This window comes from Acinetobacter sp. P8-3-8 (genome assembly GCF_000214135.1).
Lineage (GTDB): Bacteria > Pseudomonadota > Gammaproteobacteria > Pseudomonadales > Moraxellaceae > Acinetobacter.
Map to the genome: position 1 here is coordinate 62,375 of NZ_AFIE01000005.1, position 20,752 is coordinate 83,126.

Below are 20,752 nucleotides of genomic sequence, written 5' to 3' on the forward strand. Positions count from 1 at the left end.
GAAAATAGGTGAGTCTGATGAGTGATCATGAAAAATCAAGTTGTTGTTCGGGGCATCGATCTACATTAGAGGTGGTTAAAACTGACCCTGTGTGTGGCATGAATGTGTCTGAAGACTCAGCGCATTCTTTTGAGTTTGAAAATAAAAAATATCTATTCTGTAGTGATCGTTGCAAACAGAAATTTATGCAAAATCCGCAAAGCTATTTACAAAATGATTTGCAAAAAAATCAGCAAAAAACTGAGTCAAAAGATCAGCAGGTTAAGCCTTCAACTTGCTGTGGTGGCAAAACAGTGGCAGTTGAAAAAACAACGTCTTGTTGTGGTAGTGATAAAACAGAAGCTAAAACAGAAACCAAAACTGAAACGAAAGCAGAATACATTGACCCTGTCTGTAAAATGACCGTGACTGATTTAAGCAAACCACATACAAGCTATCAGGGTGAAACTTATTATTTCTGTTGCAATGGTTGTTTGAATAAACTTACGGCAAACCCTGAACAATATCTCGATCCACAAGTCGAAGCAAAGTCAGGCTGTGGTTGTAGCAATAAAGTGAAACCTTTAACTGAAACTCAAATAAAAGAAGTTCAACCACAAAGTGCTGCATGCTGTGGTGGGAAAAAGCCTGAGCCTGTTAAAACATCAAGTTGTTGCAGTGGTGGAAATCATAAGCAACACAATCATTCAGGAGCTAAGCACGAACATCATTCGCATAGTCAGCATGTAGATCAGAGCAATACTGCAATTGACCCTGTTTGTGGAATGTCGGTTGATCAAAGCACAGATTTAAAAACTGATTATCAAGGTCAAACTTATTATTTTTGCCATCCTTCTTGTTTGGATAAATTTAAACATGATCCTGAACCTTATCTGATTCCGATGGATCAGCGTGCTGCACCAGAAGGCATGGATGATGTGTTATTTACTTGTCCAATGGATCCTGAAATTGTTCAAAAAGGGCCGGGAACTTGTCCGATTTGTGGTATGGCTTTAGAGCCTATGCAACCGAGTTTGGATGAGGGGCCAAATCCTGAATTGGTCGACTTCTCGAATCGTTTTTGGAAAACTTTGCCATTAACACTCATCGTTTTTGTATTGGCAATGGGTTCGCATATTCATGCGTTTATTCCACAGCATATTCAGCCGTGGATTGAGTTAGTTCTATCTATTCCTGTGGTGCTATGGGCAGGTTGGCCATTTTTAGAGCGTTGTTGGACGTCTTATAAAACTTGGCATTTAAATATGTGGAGTTTGATCGGTGTCGGGATTCTTGCAGCATTTATTTACAGTGTAGTGGCAACCATTTTCCCATCACTGATTCCGATGGAAGCCAAGACTGGACATGGCGTTGCAGTCTATTTTGAAGCTGCGTGTATGATCGTGTCTTTGAGTTTACTCGGTCAAATCATGGAGTTGAAAGCACGTTCTAAAACAGCGGATTCTTTACGTGCTTTGCTCAAGTTACAACCCAATAAAGCCAAACGTATTGAAAATGGGCAAGCTGTTGAAGTTGATATTGCACAGATACAACAAGGTGATATTTTACAGATTTCATCAGGTGAACAAGTGCCTTTAGACGGCATTGTACTTGACGGAAAAACCTATATTGATGAATCGATGATGACAGGTGAGCCTGTTCCTGTGAAAAAGGAAAAGGGTGATCATGTGATTGGCGGAACAGTCAATCAACAAGGTTCAATTCGTATCGAAACCACAGCGGTTGGTACGCAAACCACACTTGCAAAAATGATTCAAATCGTGGCAGATGCACAGCGTTCAAAAGCGCCACTACAAAAAATGGCAGATGTAGTTGCCAAATACTTTGTCATGATTGTTTTAGCGATCAGTGCATTAACTTTTATTGCATGGATGGTGTTTGGTGGGGCGAATTTTGATTTAGCCTTAATGTGTGCTGTCGCCGTGTTGATCATTGCATGTCCATGTGCTTTAGGGCTTGCAACGCCGATGTCTGTGATGGCAACCACTGGTCGTGCTGCGCAAAAAGGGGTGTTATTTAAAAATGCTGAAGCGATTGAAGCATTAAGTAAAGTGAATGTCGTTGTAGTCGATAAAACAGGAACATTGACTGAAGGTAAGCCGAGTTTAAAAGAAATTAAATTGTTATCTGATCAAATTGATCAGCAACAAGCAGAGCGTTGGATTGCTTCTTTGGAGCAATACTCAACGCATCCGATTGCGCAGACTTTAACAAAATTGGTTGAGCAAAAAGATTTAATTCAAGTGAATGATTTTGAGGATGTGACTGGTTTTGGTGTTAAAGGCACAATTGATGGAAATATGGTTTATGTCGGAAGTCAAAAGCTTTTACAAAACCTGAATTTAAACATTGATGCAGATACGCTACAGCAAATCGAGCAGATAAGAGAAACGGGTAATGTATTAAGTTTCTTAGCAACAGATCAAAAAGTTTTAGCTTATATCGCCATTCACGATGCGATTAAAGCCAATGCTAAACAGGTGATTGATCAGCTACATGCCGAAGGGATTGAAGTGATTATGGCAACAGGTGATCACGAAAAGAATGCACAATTGGTGGCAAAAGAATTGGGTATTCAACATGTGTATGGCAACTGTGACCCAACTGAAAAATTGAATATTGTGAAACAATATCAAGCTCAGGGTAAAGTGGTGGCAATGGCTGGAGATGGGATCAATGATGCACCTGCTTTAGCACAGGCAGATGTCGGTATTGCGATGGGTACAGGCACAGATATTGCCAAACAAACAGGGCAAGTGACTTTGGTCAAAGGTGATATTCGTGGTGTTGCAGATGCTTTGCATATGGCGAAACAAGGGGTACGCAATATGAAGCAAAATCTTGCATTCTCCTTTGTTTATAATGGTTTAGGTGTGCCAGTCGCTGCAGGTATTTTCTATCCATTGACAGGTTTATTGCTGACACCGATGTTGGCAGCAGTCGCGATGTCACTGAGTTCGTTGTCTGTAGTGATTAATGCATTGAGATTGAATAAATCTTAATGATTTTGAATGTATATTGTTGATATTAAGCAGTTCAGGATATTTGATAAATTGACACTCCCTCCTTTTTCAAAGGAGGGTTGGGGAGGATTTTAAAGTTTTTGAATTATTTTTGTGATGCGCTTATGCTTTATCAGTCAATTCTAAAGCACGTTGATAAGCAATTTTTTTCTTAATCCCTGTTAAATCCGCAGCCAATTGTGAAGCAGCTTTAACTGAAAGATCTTCAAGTAATCGTAGTAATAGCTTATCCAATTTTTCTTGATCTAGATCTTTTTCAGTTGGTGCGCCACCAATCACCAATACAATTTCACCTTTTTGCTGATTGCGATCATTCTCAATAAAACTGACCAATTCTGACAACGTCATTTTTTTAATAGTTTCAAAAGTCTTTGTAATTTCGCGAGCAAAACCAACTGGGCGATCCGCACCAAACACATTCGCCATATCTTTCACACTGTCTAAAATACGATGTGGTGCTTCATAGATGATCATGGTTTGAGTTTCATGTTTTAATTTTTCGAGTTGCAATAGGCGTTGTGACTGTTTTGATGAAAGAAAGCCTTCAAAACTAAAGCGATCACTCGGCAAGCCTACAGCACTCAAGGCTGCAATTGCAGCACATGCACCCGGTACAGGAATCACACGGATATTATTTTCCTGCGCAGCACGAACTAACTTAAAACCAGGATCGCTAATCAGTGGCGTACCTGCATCACTGACAAGTGCAACATCATCACCATTTTTTAATTTTTCGATAAGTATATCAATTTTGTTACTTTCATTGTGATCGTGGCACGCTGTGAGCGGAGTTGATATATTATAGTGCTTTAACAATTGAGCAGATTGACGAGTATCTTCTGCCGCAATCACTGAAACAGACTTTAAAATTTCAATAGAACGAAAAGTCATATCATCTAAGTGCCCAATTGGGGTCGCTACGACAAATAATTGAGCACTCATAAGGTTCTCCATGAAGAATAAAATAGTATTGAATTGTATAAAAAGAATGGTGTTGCTCGGAATAGTTGGATTTACAACCCAAATTCATGCAGAGGTTTTGGTTATTTTACCCGAAACTGGCCCAATGGCGCGAGCAGGTTTAAGTATCAAACAGGGTATATTAAGCACATATCAAATAGGGAATAACAATATTCCTTTAAAATTTGTCAATTCAGATCAAAAAGCCATCAAATTAATTTTAAAGCAGGATGTCAATAAAAAGACTCAAATGATCATTGGCCCGTTGGCACGACCAGATGTTGAGGCTTTAATTAAGTTAAAACCTAAAGTACCTGTCTTGGCGTTAAATGAGGTTGATCCGAGCTATAAAAATGTTTGGCAATATAGCCTGTCTAAAAATGATGATGCTTTAGCGCTGTTGGATTATGTTCATCGTGATCATGTTTCAAAACTCTATGTTGTTCGTGAGAAAGGCACGGAGGCTGAATCGATTAACTTTCTAAATGCATTATTTTTAAACTATCGGGGAGAAGTTGATCCTGTTGATGAAATGCCGAAAGTACGCGCAAAAAATGAAGGCGTTTTGTTATTGGGTTCAAATGAATGGTTGTCCAGTTTAAAGAAATTACAGAAGAAAAATATTTATACGCAAGCAATTGCTGTGAATGAGAAAAAGGCTTTACCGAAAGGGATGAAGTTTTGTGATGTGCCTGCGTTGTATATTGCAGAATGGAAAGATGTGGTTCGGGCATATAAAGATAAACCGACATCATTACCTTATCAACGATTGTATGCATTTGGGGGGGATGCATGGCATATTGCTGAGCATTTTGTACTTCAGCCAAAAGTTAAAAATTTAACCTTTAATGGGCGTACTGGAAAAATAAGAATTGACGGTAATCGAGTTGAACGTATTCCACAATGTTTTGAACGTTCTAAAAGTAATTTAGTCGCTTTGTAGTTATCACTTTTAGGTTTTCTTTAGATGTTCTTTCGATATTTTAGCGCCTTATAGATCACAGAGAATTATAGTATTTATCATCATGGCAAAGAATCTGCTCGGTCAATGGGCTGAACAAGAGGCTGCAAGTATCTTGTTAAAACAGCATTATGAAATTTTAAAATTGAATTATTTTTCTCGATTTGGGGAAATTGATATTATTGCCCAATATCAAAATAATTTAGTTTTTATCGAAGTAAAAGCGCGAACACCGACTCAGTTAGGTAAAGCATTTGAGGTGGTAAGTTTATCGAAACAAAAGAAATTATTTAAAACAGCACTGAAGTTTTTACAAGACCATCCGCATTATGAACAATACTATTGTCGTTTTGATGTAATCAGTTTTGATTTACATCATAAAATTGCAAAAAACGTACAGCAAGACTTTACTCAAATCTCTTATGATCAAGCTTGGATTGAAAATGCATTTACTTTAGATCCGGACTTGATTAATCTGTGATTGAAAATTCAAGCATAGTTATTTAAAAGATATAGAATATTTTAGTGTGTAGGCTTTCCATAACAACAAGGAGAGTTTTATACGCTAAATTCAATAGGAGTTTTGCTGAGTGTTAAAGCGTATTGTCATAACCATGATGTGTGTAGCAAGTTTGTCTGGTTGCGCAAGTTTTATCTCAGGTGGCACAGGTTCTGCACCTGTGGGAACAGAAAGTGGTGTTAGATCTTTAGGTCAGGTATTCATTGACTCTTCTATTGAGCGTACTGCCAAAATAAATTTATATAAACTCGACGCACGTTTTAAAGAATCTCGTATTAATATCAACAGCTTTCATAGCAATGTATTATTAACAGGACAAGTGCCTGATGTACATTTAAAGCAATTGGCTGAAGATAATTTACGTGCCATGAGTGATGTGAAAACAGTACATAATTATATTACTGTCGGTAACCAAATTGGTTATAGCACGATCATGCAAGATGCGAGTGTAACAGCCAATACACGTGGTTTGATTATGAAAGCGCCTGTTGTTTCAGACAATAAAGTGCTTATTCATACTGAAGATGGCGTGTTATATGTACTCGGACGTTTAAATAATGCGGAAATCGCAGACTTAAATGATGTGCTACAAAAAGTTGGAAATGTGACTAAAATTGTAACTTTGATTGATAATATCGAGCAAGGAAATCATTCAGTTCAGTCATCATCATTTACAGCACCTGTCGTGAATAATACGCAACCTGAAGTTCAGACTCCAGTTGCGATTGATCCAAATGCTACTGAGCCAAGCAATAATGTTATTCAACAATAGGTTGCGACCTTTAAAAGATAAAGTTCTTAAACAACTGGAAAGCTTTAAATCACAATATAAAGATTTTCGTTTATATGATTTAGGTAGTATTACGATCAATGGATTAACCCCGAAAAAAGGTTATTCGATTAAGCCAAATATTGCCTATGGTTTGAAAGCAAGACAGCGTTTAGATTTGTATATTTCAAATCAAAATAAACATAAACCGCTGATTATCTTTGTTCATGGCGGTGCTTGGACACATGGTGATAAAAGTGCTTATAAGTTTGTAGGTGAAGCGTTTAGTCGTTTTGGCTATGATGTTGCGGTGATGAATTATCATCTGGCACCTGAACACAAGTTCCCAAGCTATGTCACTGACTTGGCTGTGGCTCTAAATTACTTGCAACAACAACAAAATAAACTGGGTATATCAACAACCAATATTGCATTGATGGGGCATTCTGCGGGTGCTTTTAATATTGCTTCATTGTTGTATCACCCGCAGCATTATGATTTACAAATCAAGCATAATATTAAAGCAATGATTGGTATTGCTGGGCCTTATCATTTTGATTATAAAGGTGATCCTTTAGCGGAAGCGGCCTTTGACCAAACCGTGCCTTTTGAACAAGTGATGCCTTATTATTTTGTTGAAACCAATAAAGTTAAACATTATTTGCTGTTGGCTGAAAATGATCAAATTGTGAAAGACAAAAACTCTTTAGATTTTAAATTGCAACTTGAGCAGAAGGGCAATCATTGCGAAATACGAGTGATTCCAAAAACAGGGCATATTTCAATTATGGGAAGTGTGTCGAGTTTATTTAGTCGATTCTTTAAAACACGTTCTGAAATTATTAATATTTTAGACAATACATTTAAAAACAATCAGTAATAAAAGCGCTTAAATAAAAGCACTTAGCAATAAAAAAACACCGAGCCATCGCTCGGTGTTTTTTATTCATAATTTTTGGTTTATCAATTCAGTTGTGAACTCAATCTTGATGCATTGGCGTGTTATGAATCACATGCTCAATCATGGCATGTGCAATGCTGCCTGAAAATGGTGTTTCGGGAAGTTGATCAAATTTGAAGAATTGAGCATCGCTAATTTCTTCTTCTTGCAACACAATTTCACCTGATTCATATTCAGCTTTAAAAGCCAACATTAAGTTACTTGGAAATGGCCAAGGTTGACTGGAGAGATAAGTTACATTTTTGACGTGCAAACCTACTTCTTCCAATGTTTCTCTTTTCACAGCTTCTTCTAGTGTTTCGCCAACTTCAACAAAACCTGCAATTAAACCATACATATTGCTGGTATTTTTTGCATTTTTTGCCAGCAGAATTTCATCTTTACCACGGGTAATCACCGTGATAATACAAGGTTGCACACGAGGATATTGATGATAGCGACATACTGGACAAACCATTGCATATTCAACAGGGTGGACTTCTGTTTCATGTCCACAATGGCTACAAAATTTATGATTTCTACGCCATTCCAACAGTTGTAATGCACGGCTCGCTTGTTCAAATTGTGGCTTTGTCCACTGAGAAATCAGCTGGCGAATCGGGATAAGTTGATAGCCAGTTGGAATCTTATCTTCTGCCAAAAGATCTCGGGCAACGATTTGATCACCCGAGCTAAAACTAATATCACTTGCTAATTTTTCAACTTTTGGAAGTTGTAAGTTTTCATCGACGAGAAGTTGGTGTTGATGAAAGATATAAGCAAGTGATAATTCAGACATTAGGCAACCGATTTTAAATTTTGACTACTGGTTAATGCTACATTAAACATTGCCTGCAAAACAGGTTGTTTGTTTTGTAGGTTTTCAATCATCATATCTGCACTGGCCAATACATCTAACAAATTGTTAATTTGCTGAGCATTAAAGCCTTCTTCTTTAGCAAGTTTAGCTTGTACAAAATTTGCTGCATCCACCAAAGCTTTCTGACCATCTTTTGCAGAAAGGAAAAGCATAGCGCCACCAATCTCTCGCAATTGAGAAGGAACCGTTTCCAAATTAGTTGATTGATTATCTTGCAAATATTGAATCAGTGTTTGCGCAGTTAAATCCACAGTGCTTTTAGTTTCAGTCAATAAAGCGGTGTGTGCTTCATCTAAACGATCTAATGAAATTTGTAGATTATTCACTTTTAACTGTAAACGGTTCGATGTGTAATTACGCTCTAAAATACCGATTGAGTTCATTGCAGATAAAATGCTATTCATCAATTGTTGAACATAATTATCATCTTTCAACATATTTTCTTGAGACAAAAGGTCTGCTTGCTGTTTAAGCTCGATATAGGCTTCATTTAAGTTTAAAACTTTGAAAACATGAGCGAGATCATTCAGCTTCACTTTCAGTTCTTGAGCTTTTTCCGTGGTCATATTCTGATAGTTAAACTCAATGTCATTGCGGATTTGTGACATTTCATCCGTAATCAATTGGCTAACAGTATGAATGGTATCAAAATCAGGACCATACAAATGACGACTAAAGATTTGCAGTTGCGTGTCTGTCAGAATATCTTCACCAACATTGATCTGTTCACGAATATGTTGAGAAATATCATCTTCTTGACTGATACAAATACTGAGGATATTGGCAGTGTCTAAAACAGAGGCTTTAAAACCTTGTTGATCTTTAAAGAACAATGAAATATTGGTTTCAACGCCGATCAGCGTTCTTAGACGTGCATCATTCAGTAGAACGTTTTCAATGCGACTTAAAGCAACAGAAACCAATGCCCAATATTGCGCACTTGGTTGATCTTTTGCAAAGTTTTCTAAATATGCACCGACTAATTTAAGTCCTTGCAAATCAAGCTCAGTTTCTTGTTGTTTCAACAATTTGTGTAAAGACAACTTATACAGTTTATGCACATACGCTGATTTTTCTAACTCAGGCGCTTGTGGAAGATTAAAATGAGGCGTAACACAATCTAATAAAGGAACAATGGCTTGACCTTCAGGAGTCAACTCAAGACCCAATACTTGTTCTAAATGATTCAATGAATCATGTAAAAACTGCGGTACTTTAACTTCACGTAAACAACTAAACTCAATATAACGCTTGAGCATGGTTGTGCCTTCACTCAAGGCAATCACTTCTTCTGTATTGATATCACGCGGGTTTTGCATGATTTTACGCATCAGCTGTGCAGCTAATTCCGTAATTTTGGCCACTTGAGGCATATCAATCAGCATGAGTACATGAGCACATTGCTCCAATTGACTCAATGCATCATCAATACCGAAAGGTAATGTTTGATCTTCAACTAAGCTACTGACAGCTGACTCTACTTGGAGAATTGAATTATCGACTTCTTTTTTAATAATAAGTAATGCTGTCGGATCAAAATGTATAGAGGTTTGGTAAGACATTGATCTGCACCTATCCAGGGTATCTAAATGTTCTATTTTTAGCCTCATAATTAAGGCTAATTTTTCTAAGTTTTAATATAGCTGAAGAATGAAATCTTTACAGAACAAAATAGCGATTTAACACCACTTTTATTTTGCAAAAATGCAGGCTTCCCCGTATTTCTCTTGGTATTGTTTGACCCAGTTCTCATGCGCCTCTAATTCTTCATTCGAAGGTGCAATCACTGGAAGATCAAGTTCAAGCTTTTGTCGAATCACGTTTCCTTGACCGTGCTCAGTATGTGCAGAAATCGCATCCATGTCAAAAGATACTTGTCCGCCTGTCATGGCAAGGTAGACATCAGCTAAAATTTCAGCATCGAGTAACGCACCGTGGAAGGTACGATCTCGTTGTGGAATCTCATAACGACGTACTAAAGCATCTAACGAATTTTTCTGTCCCGGATGCTTACTTTTCGCCATTGCCAAAGTATCGGTGACTTCACAGACTTCAGACAAAGCAGGTAAGCCCGTGCGTTTGAACTCCATATCTAAGAAGTTCATATCGAAGCTTGCATTATGCGCAATAATTTCACTATTTTTTAAATAGTCAAATAATACTTGTGCAATTTCAGCATACTTAGGTTTATCTTTTAAAAACTCATCTGTAATACCGTGAATCGCCTCTGAATCACCCACGGGTTTTTCAGGATTGATATAAATATGAATCGAACTTCCAGTCAGTTTACGATTGACCATTTCAATCGCACCGACTTCAACGATTCGGTCACTGTCTTGATAATAAAAACCTGTGGTTTCCGTATCGAGAATAAATTGTTTAGGACCTTGTAACTGGAGTGTCGCAGGGGTAATCACAATCTGTGGATGGGTGTTCGAAACAGTATTTGAACGATTTGAATTTTGAATGTCTTCAATATTTTCAATTTGATCAACAGCATTTTCTGAATTTGGCATTTCAGAACTTAAATCGTCAGTCTTTGCTATTTCTTCAGTCATTACTTTATTTGCTTCAATTGATGTTTGGTTAGTATCACTATTTTCAGGATCAAGCGACATTGACTCATCCGTAGTTGCCTCGATCATTTCCTCGTCTTCGACTAAATCAAAGCCGAATGGATCATCAAAGAGCCAATCATTCTCTACTTTTTTTTACCTTGATCCATCTGATCGGTTTCAGAAATATTTTTTACGGATGTGACTGGTGTCGTTGTGACAGAACGGCTGGGTGATTTTGCTTTTAATGTTTGCTCTGTACCCAAATTTGCCAATTGATCAGCCATTTCATTGCCTGCATGACCCGCATGGCCTTTAATCCAATTCCATTCAATTTCACGGCCTTGGCAAGTTTGATCTAATTTTTGCCAAAGATCAGGATTTTTAACATCTTTCCAGTTTTTCTTTTTCCAACCTGTGATCCATTCAGTGATGCCGCGTTTCACATAATTGGAATCTGTCCAAATAATCAATTTGGCATCGACAGGGCAAAAAGCAACACCTTCAATTGCTGCGGTCAATTCCATGCGGTTATTGGTTGTATCTAACTCACCACCACACAATTTATGTTCTTCGGTTTCGGTAATGATATATGCCCCCCAGCCACCTGGACCTGGGTTGCCTTTACAAGCCCCATCGACATAAAGAGTGATTGTTTGTGACATAGTAATAACCAATGAAAGTGAAGAAAGAGTTGAACATAGCGGTTTAAGAATTTATTGTATACGCAAATCAGCGTTTTCTGCGCATGAACTGAGATTTTTTTAATTTCTTGTAACATTTGTATGCAATTCGCATTCAAATTTTGCCTTGTATGAGTCTATAGCTCTACTAAAATGGCAGAGATAAAATAATTTACTAAATGTTGTTCGGAACCCTTATGTCTAAAGCTACCACAATGGTGTGGCAACCTACTGCGTCTGTTTTCTTTAAATTATCGTTATTAACATCTGCATTGGCCGCAGTGGGTTTGACTACTGGTTGTTCCTCGACTCCATCTAATTCAAAAGTTCAAACCTCAAAACAAACAGGTATGTTAGATGCGAGCAGTTTAGATTCACTTGAAGATTTACTGTCTGCAACAGATATGCGCGCTGTAGAAGGCGATCGCTTACTTATTTTAAAACATGGTGACGTTTGGAAGCGTATGACTGTTGGTTTTAAAATGGATGAGGATCACTGGGACCCACGTATTGATGCGCAACGTAGTTGGTTTGTATCTCGTCAACCTTATATTGATCGTTTGAGTGCGCGTGCTTCTCGCTATCTTTATCATACAGTGAAAGAAGCAGAACGCCGTGGTTTACCGACTGAATTGGCATTATTACCGATTATTGAAAGCTCATACGATCCTGCTGCGACCAGTAGTGCAGCAGCAGCAGGGATGTGGCAATTTATCCCAAGTACAGGGAAAATTTACGGTTTAAGACAAACCAGTATGTATGATGGTCGCCGTGATGTGGTCGAATCAACTCGTGCGGCATACGAGTTCTTAGGGAGCTTGTATAATCAATTTGGATCATGGGAGTTGGCCTTGGCTGCATATAACGCAGGCCCAGGGCGTATTCAACAAGCCATTAACCGTAACCAAGCAGCAGGGTTGCCAACAGATTATTGGTCATTGAGATTACCTCAAGAAACCATGAACTATGTGCCACGTTTCTTGGCTGTAGCGCAAATTATTAAAAGCCCATCTAAATACGGGGTGTCTTTACCGCCGATTGCTAACCGTGCGCATTTTAGAGAAGTGCCTGTTCAAGCAGGTGTTCAGCTTAATCAAATTACCTCGCTTACTGGATTAAGCCGTGCAGAACTGTATGCTTTAAATCCGGGGCATCGTGGTGAAACTATTGATGCATCTAGTACTTTGCGTATTTTGATTCCAGCAGATGTAAGCCCAACGATTGATTCTAAATTAAAAGCGTTAAAACCAAGTTCAAGTAGTGGTTTATGGGCAAGTAATAATGGGCCAACAACGGCAACGACAACTTTGTCGCCGACACCTGTCACTTCGACAGTTACACAAACGATTAATCCAGCAAGAACTGCACCACCTGTTCTAACAGCAAGTAGAACATCGAATACAAGTACAACAACGTCCAGTTCTGCAAGCCCATTAACAACATTAAAAAATACCCCACAAGGTTCAGATGCCTTGGCTCGATTTGCGGCGAATGCCGATGTGCCGAGTGCACCTCGTATTCCTGTTGCAGTGACTAAAGCGGCCAATGTGAAACCAGTAGCAGTTGAACCACCAATTTCAGCGCAAGAAAAATCAAAAATTCTTGCTGCAATTCAAGCTGAAGGGGACAAAGAAACGGTTAAACAGGTACTTGAACCACAAGCGACACAAGCTGAAAAAGAAGAAGTCGTTAAGGAAATTAAGGCGATTGCACCACAAGGCACAGAAATTGTTGATCCTTATGATGGCAAGATTAAACTCACTGCAATTCAAACCAGTCAATCTGTTGCAGAAGTTCAGGGTAAAGAAAATATTGTCGGCTTTGCTTATCCAAAAGGTTTGGCGGATACCACGCCTGCAAATTCTGAAGAAGCTAAGCTGAATCAAGATAAAAGCTTTAAAAAGACTGATACTGAAGTTGTAGTAGAACCACCGAAAGGTAAACGCAGTACCTATACCGTGCTTCCGGGCGACACTCTAGCGACAATTGCTTTGAAAAATGGCGTGAACTGGCGTGATATTGCGAAATGGAACCAAGTTGATCCAAACGGGACTTTATTCGTAGGTGCAACCTTATATTTATATGATGCGAAACCACAAATTGATGCACCTGTGACATCGAGAAAATCGGGTGACAATTCACCGACAACTTATGTGGTTAAACCGAATGATAGTCTAACCAGTGTTGCCAATCAGTTTGATTTATCGCTTTCGCAATTGGCGAGTTATAACGATTTAAATACCAGCAGTAATTTATTTGTTGGGCAGAAGTTAAAATTAAAAGATACTTCTGACGATAAATTGTCTGAAATTAATAAAACGGTTACACGAGCAGATACCTCTAAGCCTGTTGCGAAAATCAAAACTAAAAACTATGTGGTTAAACGTGGTGAATATTTAAAAATCATTGCAGATCGTTATGCTTTGTCAGTGCATGAGCTAGCAGACTTAACCCCAGGTTTGGATATTGCAAGTAGCTTGTATGTTGGCCAAAAAATCAATGTACCATTGCATGAAGTCAAAGATGAAGATGCTAAGCAAGAGTCAAAGCTTGAATCAAAAGTCATCGACCAAACTAAGTTTAAAAATGTAAAAGCGGATGTGGCGTATAAGACTGAAAATTACAAAGTGCAAAGTGGCGATACATTAACCAGTATTGCAGTTCAATCAAAGATGACTTTGTCTGAATTGGCAGAGCTCAATAATTTATCAGCATCTAAAGGCTTAATGGCAGGACAAGTGATTAAAATTCCTGCGGGTAGTTCAACGCCTGACACTTATACAGTTCAATCGGGTGATAGTCTGATTGCTGTAGCCAATAAGTATAATTTGCAAGTCAATCAAATTGCAGATTTGAATAATTTAAAAAGTAATTCAGGTTTGTTTGTTGGTCAAAAACTGAAATTAACAGGGACTGCTGAGCCTACAACCAAAGACAGATCAAATAGCAAGGATGATGAGAGATCAGAAGTATCGAGCAAAGATACGCATATCGTGAAGTCTGGCGAAACCATGGCAAGTATTGCGAAAAAGTATAAATTGCAATTGTCATTCTTAAGCGAATTGAATGGATTGAGTCGTAATGAGGCTTTACAAGTCGGACAACGCTTAAAAATTGATGGGGAATTACCCAGTAAATCCTCGTTATCTAAAGAAAAAGATAAGGATGAGTTAAAAGCTTCGGCAAAATCATCTTCAAAAGCTTCAACGAAGAATACTGAAAGCTATACAGTCAAATCTGGTGAATCACTGAATGCGATTGCGAGTCGTGTTGGTATGTCAGTTCAAGAATTGGCTGAGTTAAATGATTTAAGCGCTCGTGCAGGTTTACAACGTGGACAGACTTTACGTATTCCTAAAACAGTAACTGAATATAAAGTCAAAAGCGGTGATTCTTTAATTCGTTTGGCAAGTAAATATGGTATCGATACCAATGAACTTGCTGAAATGAATGATATGAAGTCAAATGCTTCTTTGCGTATTGGTACCGTAATTAAAGTCCCAAACCTTTAATTTAAAATCATTTTAGATTAGTTGAGATTAAAGGAAATCAGCTCATGCGTTTGAGCATTGCTGTAGGTTTAATTCTGCCTACATTGGGGTTTTGTGTGTTTGGTTTTAATGTACAGGCAGCTGTTCAGACGACTGCCTACATTGCCATACATAATACTGCCCAATATGCCAATGCTCAGGCCATGCCCTATGCAAATATCAATGCACCGAAAGGTGGCTTTATCAGCATGGCGGGCAATGGGACTTTTGATAATCTCAATAGTCTGAATGGTAAGGGCAGTGCGACAGATGGGGTCAATTATTTATTTGATACCCTGATGGATAGTTCGCTAGATGAGCCAGGGGTGTTGTATCCATTGTTGGCTGAAAAAGTCAGCTATGATCCGAAAAAGACTCAATTCGTCATTTTCCATTTGAACCCTAAAGCTCATTTTAGTGATGGTTCACCTGTTACCGCAGAAGATGTTAAATTTTCATTTGATACGATTCAAAGTAAAGCGAATCTAGGCTTTCAAATGTATTTGTCTGATTTGGCAAAGACTGAAGTTTTATCAAAATATAAAGTGAAAATGTCTTTTAAATCCAATCATAATCCAGATATGCCGTTAATTTTGGCGAAAATCGCGATCTATTCAAAAGCAGATTGGAAAAATAAAGATTATAGCAAAGTGACCTTACAACCCATTTTAGGTTCAGGGCCTTATCTGATTGACCATATCGATGCAGGGCGTAGCATTGCTTATAAACGTAATCCAAATTATTGGGGCAAAGATTTAGCCGTCAATCGTGGGCGTTATAATTTTAATCAACTGAAGTATGTCTACTATCGGAATCCTGATATTGCTTTTGAAGGATTTAAGTCTGGGCAATATACTTTGCATCAAGAAAAGAAAGCTCGAAATTGGGTCACGGCTTATACTTTTCCCGCTGTGAAAACAGGTCTGGTCAAACAATATATTTCTAAAGTACATACACCTGCACTGACTCAAAGTTTGGTTTTTAATACTCGAAAAGCACCATTTAATGATATCTATTTCCGCCAAGCATTAACCTATGCCTATGATTTTGAATGGATCAATAAAGCGTTGCTCTATGGTCAAAATATTCGTCTGGAAAGTTATTTTCAAAACAGTGAATTGGCTGCAATGGGCAAACTAAGCCCGCAAGAACTCGAAATTCTAAAACCTTATTTAAACCAACTGAATCCAATACAGCGTCAAGGTGTTTTGACAGATTGGAAATATCCAGTGTCTGATGCTAGCGGTTTTAATCGACAAAATTTATTGACCGCTCGCACGATCTTGTTGAAAGCAGGCTATCGTTTTAAAAACGCTAAATTGGTTGATCGGCAAGGTAAACCGATACGTATTGAATTCTTAATCCACCAAGAAGGTGATTTAAGAACTTTATTGCCTTATGTCCGCAACCTAAAAAAGCTTGGAATCGATACCAATATTCGCCAAGTTGATTATCCGCAATATACTGAACGTATGCGCCGTTCAGATTTTCAAATGACACCGATGGAAATGCCACAGTCTTTGACGCCAAGTGTTGAACAACTACAAATGTGGGGCAGTAAAGCCGCTGGCGAGGTAGGGAATTACAATTATTCGGGTATTCAAAATCCAGTGGTTGACCAATTGATTCAACAAATGATTCAATCACCTAATCGTAAGCAATTGGTGATTCGTACCAAAGCTTTAGACCGAGTGTTGAGAGCAGGTTATTACCAAATTTTGACCTATGGTAATGATAAAAATTGGTATGCTTATTGGAATATGTATCGACAACCTACGGTTAAACCTAAATTATCTTTGGGCTTAGAATATTGGTGGTCTGATCCTGATCAGGCGAATAAAGTAGAGCGTTATCTTAAAAATAGGTAATCTGATCATGATTGATCTAATTTATACTGACAATTTTCATCATTAAGCTGTATTTACCTCATATCTATTATTAGTCTTTTGTGTAAGTCAAGTTGTGGTGAACATTTAATTCACAATGGAAGTTCCCTCTCCTTTTTAAAGGAGAGGGCTAGGGAGAGGATTTATATAATAAATCGTCTTCATCCTCTTGCGGAACGGTATTCCTCATCCCAAAGGGAGACGGAATTTTTAATATTGATTTTACTGCTATTTTTTGATCATTTTTGACTTTCGCAAGAGGTCTATTAAATATTTTAGATATGACATGTGATCACAAGGAACTTCGTTTTTAATGGGCATATATATAGTCAAAAGACTCTTGCTGATTATTCCAACATTGTTTTTCATTCTTTTGATTAACTTTGCGGTGATTCAAATCGCACCGGGTGGCCCAGTCGAACAAGCCATCCAACAAGTGGAAAACTTTCAAGGAGTGAATCGTGGCATTGCTGGCTCATCGACATCGATTAATGAAAGTCAGTATCAAGGTGCGCGTGGTTTAAGCGAGGAAATGGTGAATAAAATCAAAGCTCAATATGGCTTTGATTTGCCTATTTATAAACGTTTTTGTTTGATGATTAAAAACTACATGTCTTTGGATTTTGGCGTGAGTTTTTTTAAAGATAAACCTGTCACACAACTGTTGTGGGAAAAGATGCCTGTAACCATCTCATTAGGGTTATGGAGCACTTTGCTGATTTATTTGATTGCGATTCCTTTAGGCATCAAAAAAGCCAAACAACATGGCATGTTTTTCGATAAATCGACATCATTATTATTGGCTGTAGGTTATGCCGTTCCAGCCTTTGTTTTTGCAATCGTGCTGATTGTATTTTTTGCAGGTGGTTCTTATTTACAATGGTTTCCGCTGCAAGGTTTAGTTTCAGATCACTTTCAAAGTTTAAGCTTTTTTGAACAGATTAAAGATTATTTGTGGCATATGACGCTGCCTTTAGTGGCTATTGTTTTAGGTAGCTTTGCACGTTTAACGTATCTGACTAAATTTTCTTTTATGGAAGAGTTGAGCAAACAATATGTATTGGCTGCCCGTGCCAAAGGTATTACTGAAAATAGAATTTTATACAAACACGTCTTTCGTAATGCAATTTTAGTGATTGTTGCGGGTTTGCCCGAAGCATTGGTCAGTACCTTTTTTATCGGTAATCTTTTTATTGAAATTATTTTTAATTTAGACGGTATTGCCTTACTCGGTTTTGAAGCAATTCAGCAGCGTGATTATCCTGTGATTTTTGGCACATTGTTCATGCTGACTCTATTTGGATTGGTCTTGAGATTGATCGGAGATCTGCTTTATCAAGTTATCGATCCACGGATTAATTTTGATTCGAGAGGTGCCGAATAATGTCACCGATGATGCAGGCTCGTATTCAAAAATTTAAACAGAATCGTTTAGGTTATTTTTGCTTTGTTCTGTTTATTTTGATTTTTATCCTCTCTTTAGCTGCTGAATGGATTGCCAATGATAAGCCTTTGTTGGTGAAATATGATCAACATTATTATGTACCTGTGATTCAAACTTATCCAGAAACAACTTTTGGAGGCGTATTTGAAACAGAAGCTGATTATCGTGATCCTGTTGTTCAGCGTTTGATTGATGAAAAGGGGTGGGCTGTTTGGCCAATTCTTCGTTATTCCTATCAAACTCCAAATTTAGATTTAGCTGTACCCGTTCCATCACCACCCACAGCACAAAATTGGTTAGGTACAGATGATCAAGGGCGTGATGTGTTGGCTCGTCTTTTATATGGTTTACGCATCTCTTTGGTTTTTGGCTTAGCTTTGACTGTATTTGCCTCATTGATTGGGATCGTTGTCGGGGCGATTCAAGGCTATTATGGTGGATGGGTTGATTTGATTGGACAACGTATTTTAGAGGTTTGGGGGGGCTTACCAACTTTATTTATCGTGATGATTTTAGTCAGTATGTTTACACCGAATGTTTATTGGTTATTCTTGATCATGCTGCTTTTTGGCTGGACGTCTTTGGTCGGTTTGGTTCGTGCTGAATTTCTCAGAGCACGACATTTAGATTATGTTCGAGCTGCACGAGGCTTAGGTGTCAATGATTTAAAAATCATGTTCCGTCATATTCTTCCGAATGTGATCAGTTCAAGTTTGTCGCAATTTCCTTTTCTTTTGACTGCAAATATTACTGCTTTAACAGCATTGGATTTTTTAGGTTATGGCTTAGCTCCAGATACAGCATCACTTGGTGAATTATTACTGCAAGGTAAAAATAATTTAAATGCGCCGTGGCTGGCTTTATCAGGATTTTTTAGTTTAGCTTTGGTTTTATCTTTATTGATTTATATCGGGGAGGCGACACGAGATGCATTCGATCCAAGACGCCAAAAATAACCCAGAGTTGCCAGAACTATTATTGTCTGTACAGAATTTACAGATTCGAAATGCACAACAACAATTGGTTCAAAGTCTTGATTTTGATTTACATGCGGGTGAAACCGTTGCCATTGTCGGTGAAAGCGGTTCAGGGAAATCACTGAGTGGCTTAGCGATCATGGGCTTATTGGCTGAAAATTTAAAAGCTTCAGGTCATGCTTTTTATCATGGTCAAGATTTACTGGGAATGCCTGAACCTGAATTACAGAAAATTCGTGGTCGAAAAATTGCGATGATTTTTCAAGAACCAACTTCGGCATTGAATCCTTTGCATACCGTGGTCAAAATTATTGGCGAACCCTTGCTGATACAAGGTATGCCAAAAGAAAAAGTCCGTAAGCGTGTTTATGACTTGTTATGCGATGTCGGTATTGCAGAGCCACAAGAACTTTTAAATCGTTATCCATATGAGCTTTCAGGTGGACAAAAACAGCGTGTTTTGATTGCCGCTGTCTTGGCTTTAGAGCCTGAAATTATTATTGCGGATGAACCGACCACAGCACTAGATGTCACTTTGCAATCGCAGGTTTTAAATCTTCTGCAACTTTTGATCTTAAATCATAAAATGGCCATGATTCTGATCAGCCACGATTTAAATTTAGTGAAAAAATATTCCAATCAAGTGATTGTGATGAATAATGGTTGTATTGAGGAAAAGGGTACAGTCCAAGAAATTTTTAACAATCCTCAAGCGGAATATACAAAATTTTTATTAGATCATGACTTTGGAGAAGCCAATCCACTACCAATGCAAAGTAGTTTGGTCTTGTCCGTACATCGAATTGCGGTGAGATTTCCAATCAGGAAAGGCATATTCAATCGAGTGAAAGATTATTTTGTCGCCCTTGCTCCCTTAGATTTAAGATTGAATCGCGCAGAATCGATTGGTATCGTCGGAGAGAGTGGTTCTGGTAAAACCTCTTTGGCTTTAGCAATTTCGAGATTGATAGACAGTTCAGGCAATATTTTCTTATTGAATCAAAATTTAAGTCGTTTGAATGAACGAAAATTACGCCCATTGAGACAAAATTTTCAAATGGTTTTCCAAGATCCGATGAGTAGCTTAGACGCACGTATGACCGTAGAGCAAATCATTGGTGAAGGTTTGGCATTACAAAAATTAAAACCGACTGAGATTGATATTCGTATTAATGAAGCACTGCAAAAAGTTGAACTCTCTTTTCAATATCGACGAAGCTTTCCACATGAATTATCAGGTGGTCAACGACAACGTGTTGCCTTGGCTCGTGCCATTGTTTTACGTCCAAAATTATTGATTTTAGACGAACCAACTTCGGCATTGGATCGAACGACTCAGCAGGCGATGATTAAATTACTGCGCCAGTTACAAATAGACTATGAAATGAGTTATCTATTTATTAGTCATGACTTGCAAGTCGTCAAAGCACTTTGCCAACAAGTGATGGTTCTGAAAGATGCAAAATTGATTGAATTTCAAGACACACAAGCCTTATTTGATCAGCCTCAGCACGATTATACAAAAAAATTAATTGCAGCCAGTCAGTATTAATTTGCGACATTTATAAATTTGACAAAACCCATTGTCAAATTTAAACTTAATCTAACGCACAATTAATTTAGA

The 20,752-nt window shown here is 38.0% G+C and carries 13 protein-coding genes and 1 pseudogene; 10 read left to right on the forward strand and 4 right to left on the reverse strand.

All coding sequences use genetic code 11. The features are described 5' to 3' along the window. Window positions 1-17: 17 nt before the first annotated feature. Complete coding sequence (locus tag GGG_RS0104060; protein ID WP_010112491.1) at window positions 18-3,002, forward strand: heavy metal translocating P-type ATPase; 2,985 nt, start codon at window positions 18-20, stop codon at window positions 3,000-3,002. A 123-nt stretch (window positions 3,003-3,125) separates the two neighbouring features. Here the strand turns inward: GGG_RS0104060 and rsmI are convergent, their stop codons facing one another. Next, window positions 3,126-3,965, reverse strand: a complete 840-nt coding sequence (gene rsmI / locus GGG_RS0104065; protein WP_010112493.1) for a 16S rRNA (cytidine(1402)-2'-O)-methyltransferase — start codon at window positions 3,963-3,965, stop codon at window positions 3,126-3,128. Window positions 3,966-3,975: 10 nt separating this feature from the next. On the opposite strand from rsmI, the gene GGG_RS0104070 reads away from it, so the two are divergent. The 4 genes from GGG_RS0104070 (at window position 3,976) to GGG_RS0104085 (ending at window position 7,113) form a co-directional block, all read left to right on the forward strand. Then, window positions 3,976-4,926 carry a penicillin-binding protein activator gene (locus tag GGG_RS0104070; RefSeq protein ID WP_029574436.1) on the forward strand — a complete coding sequence of 317 codons (951 nt, stop codon included), beginning with the start codon at window positions 3,976-3,978 and terminating at the stop codon, window positions 4,924-4,926. Window positions 4,927-5,008: 82 nt separating this feature from the next. Beyond that, entirely contained in the window at window positions 5,009-5,425 is a 417-nt protein-coding gene (locus GGG_RS0104075; protein WP_010112497.1) for a YraN family protein, read from the forward strand. A gap of 109 nt (window positions 5,426-5,534) precedes the next feature. Then, entirely contained in the window at window positions 5,535-6,236 is a 702-nt protein-coding gene (locus GGG_RS0104080; protein ID WP_010112499.1) for a BON domain-containing protein, read from the forward strand. Next, a complete protein-coding gene (locus GGG_RS0104085) occupies window positions 6,220-7,113 on the forward strand; it encodes an alpha/beta hydrolase (protein ID WP_010112500.1) in 894 nt (297 codons plus the stop codon). Before GGG_RS0104080 ends, GGG_RS0104085 begins: the two co-directional genes overlap by 17 nt. Before the next feature lie 100 nt (window positions 7,114-7,213). On the opposite strand, the gene nudC is transcribed toward GGG_RS0104085, so the two are convergent. The 3 genes and pseudogenes from nudC to dnaQ form a co-directional block, all read right to left on the reverse strand. Then, window positions 7,214-7,972, reverse strand: a complete 759-nt coding sequence (gene nudC, locus GGG_RS0104090) for an NAD(+) diphosphatase (RefSeq protein ID WP_010112501.1) — start codon at window positions 7,970-7,972, stop codon at window positions 7,214-7,216. Continuing rightward, window positions 7,972-9,615 carry a hypothetical protein gene (locus GGG_RS0104095; RefSeq protein ID WP_010112503.1) on the reverse strand — a complete coding sequence of 548 codons (1,644 nt, stop codon included), beginning with the start codon at window positions 9,613-9,615 and terminating at the stop codon, window positions 7,972-7,974. The genes nudC and GGG_RS0104095 overlap by 1 nt, the downstream gene beginning before the upstream one ends. A gap of 129 nt (window positions 9,616-9,744) precedes the next feature. Then, window positions 9,745-11,273: pseudogene (dnaQ, locus tag GGG_RS20410) on the reverse strand (DNA polymerase III subunit epsilon). A 215-nt stretch (window positions 11,274-11,488) separates the two neighbouring features. Between dnaQ and GGG_RS0104110 the strand changes: the two are divergent. From GGG_RS0104110 to GGG_RS0104130, 5 genes are all read left to right on the forward strand, one after another. Next, window positions 11,489-14,803 carry a LysM peptidoglycan-binding domain-containing protein gene (locus GGG_RS0104110; RefSeq protein WP_010112505.1) on the forward strand — a complete coding sequence of 1,105 codons (3,315 nt, stop codon included), beginning with the start codon at window positions 11,489-11,491 and terminating at the stop codon, window positions 14,801-14,803. A 44-nt stretch (window positions 14,804-14,847) separates the two neighbouring features. After that, a complete protein-coding gene (locus GGG_RS0104115; protein WP_010112507.1) occupies window positions 14,848-16,689 on the forward strand; it encodes an extracellular solute-binding protein in 1,842 nt (613 codons plus the stop codon). A 331-nt stretch (window positions 16,690-17,020) separates the two neighbouring features. Continuing rightward, entirely contained in the window at window positions 17,021-18,091 is a 1,071-nt protein-coding gene (gene yejB, locus GGG_RS0104120) for a microcin C ABC transporter permease YejB (protein ID WP_010112509.1), read from the forward strand. After that, complete coding sequence (locus GGG_RS0104125) at window positions 18,091-19,107, forward strand: ABC transporter permease (RefSeq protein WP_010112511.1); 1,017 nt, start codon at window positions 18,091-18,093, stop codon at window positions 19,105-19,107. Before yejB ends, GGG_RS0104125 begins: the two co-directional genes overlap by 1 nt. Further along, window positions 19,079-20,680: an ATP-binding cassette domain-containing protein gene (locus GGG_RS0104130; protein WP_010112513.1), complete on the forward strand. Its 1,602-nt coding sequence runs from the start codon at window positions 19,079-19,081 to the stop codon at window positions 20,678-20,680. Before GGG_RS0104125 ends, GGG_RS0104130 begins: the two co-directional genes overlap by 29 nt. Window positions 20,681-20,752: the final 72 nt, after the last annotated feature.

What these genes read in the sequence shown, in the direction of transcription:
- GGG_RS0104060 (WP_010112491.1), top strand. Translation starts at nt 18, where the DNA reads ATGAGTGATCATGAAAAATCAAGTTGTTGTTCGGGGCATCGATCTACA.
- rsmI (WP_010112493.1), bottom strand. Translation starts at nt 3,965, where the DNA reads ATGAGTGCTCAATTATTTGTCGTAGCGACCCCAATTGGGCACTTAGAT.
- GGG_RS0104070 (WP_029574436.1), top strand. Translation starts at nt 3,976, where the DNA reads ATGAAGAATAAAATAGTATTGAATTGTATAAAAAGAATGGTGTTGCTC.
- GGG_RS0104075 (WP_010112497.1), top strand. Translation starts at nt 5,009, where the DNA reads ATGGCAAAGAATCTGCTCGGTCAATGGGCTGAACAAGAGGCTGCAAGT.
- GGG_RS0104085 (WP_010112500.1), top strand. Translation starts at nt 6,220, where the DNA reads ATGTTATTCAACAATAGGTTGCGACCTTTAAAAGATAAAGTTCTTAAA.
- nudC (WP_010112501.1), bottom strand. Translation starts at nt 7,972, where the DNA reads ATGTCTGAATTATCACTTGCTTATATCTTTCATCAACACCAACTTCTC.
- GGG_RS0104095 (WP_010112503.1), bottom strand. Translation starts at nt 9,615, where the DNA reads ATGTCTTACCAAACCTCTATACATTTTGATCCGACAGCATTACTTATT.
- GGG_RS0104110 (WP_010112505.1), top strand. Translation starts at nt 11,489, where the DNA reads ATGTCTAAAGCTACCACAATGGTGTGGCAACCTACTGCGTCTGTTTTC.
- GGG_RS0104115 (WP_010112507.1), top strand. Translation starts at nt 14,848, where the DNA reads ATGCGTTTGAGCATTGCTGTAGGTTTAATTCTGCCTACATTGGGGTTT.
- yejB (WP_010112509.1), top strand. Translation starts at nt 17,021, where the DNA reads ATGGGCATATATATAGTCAAAAGACTCTTGCTGATTATTCCAACATTG.
- GGG_RS0104125 (WP_010112511.1), top strand. Translation starts at nt 18,091, where the DNA reads ATGTCACCGATGATGCAGGCTCGTATTCAAAAATTTAAACAGAATCGT.
- GGG_RS0104130 (WP_010112513.1), top strand. Translation starts at nt 19,079, where the DNA reads ATGCATTCGATCCAAGACGCCAAAAATAACCCAGAGTTGCCAGAACTA.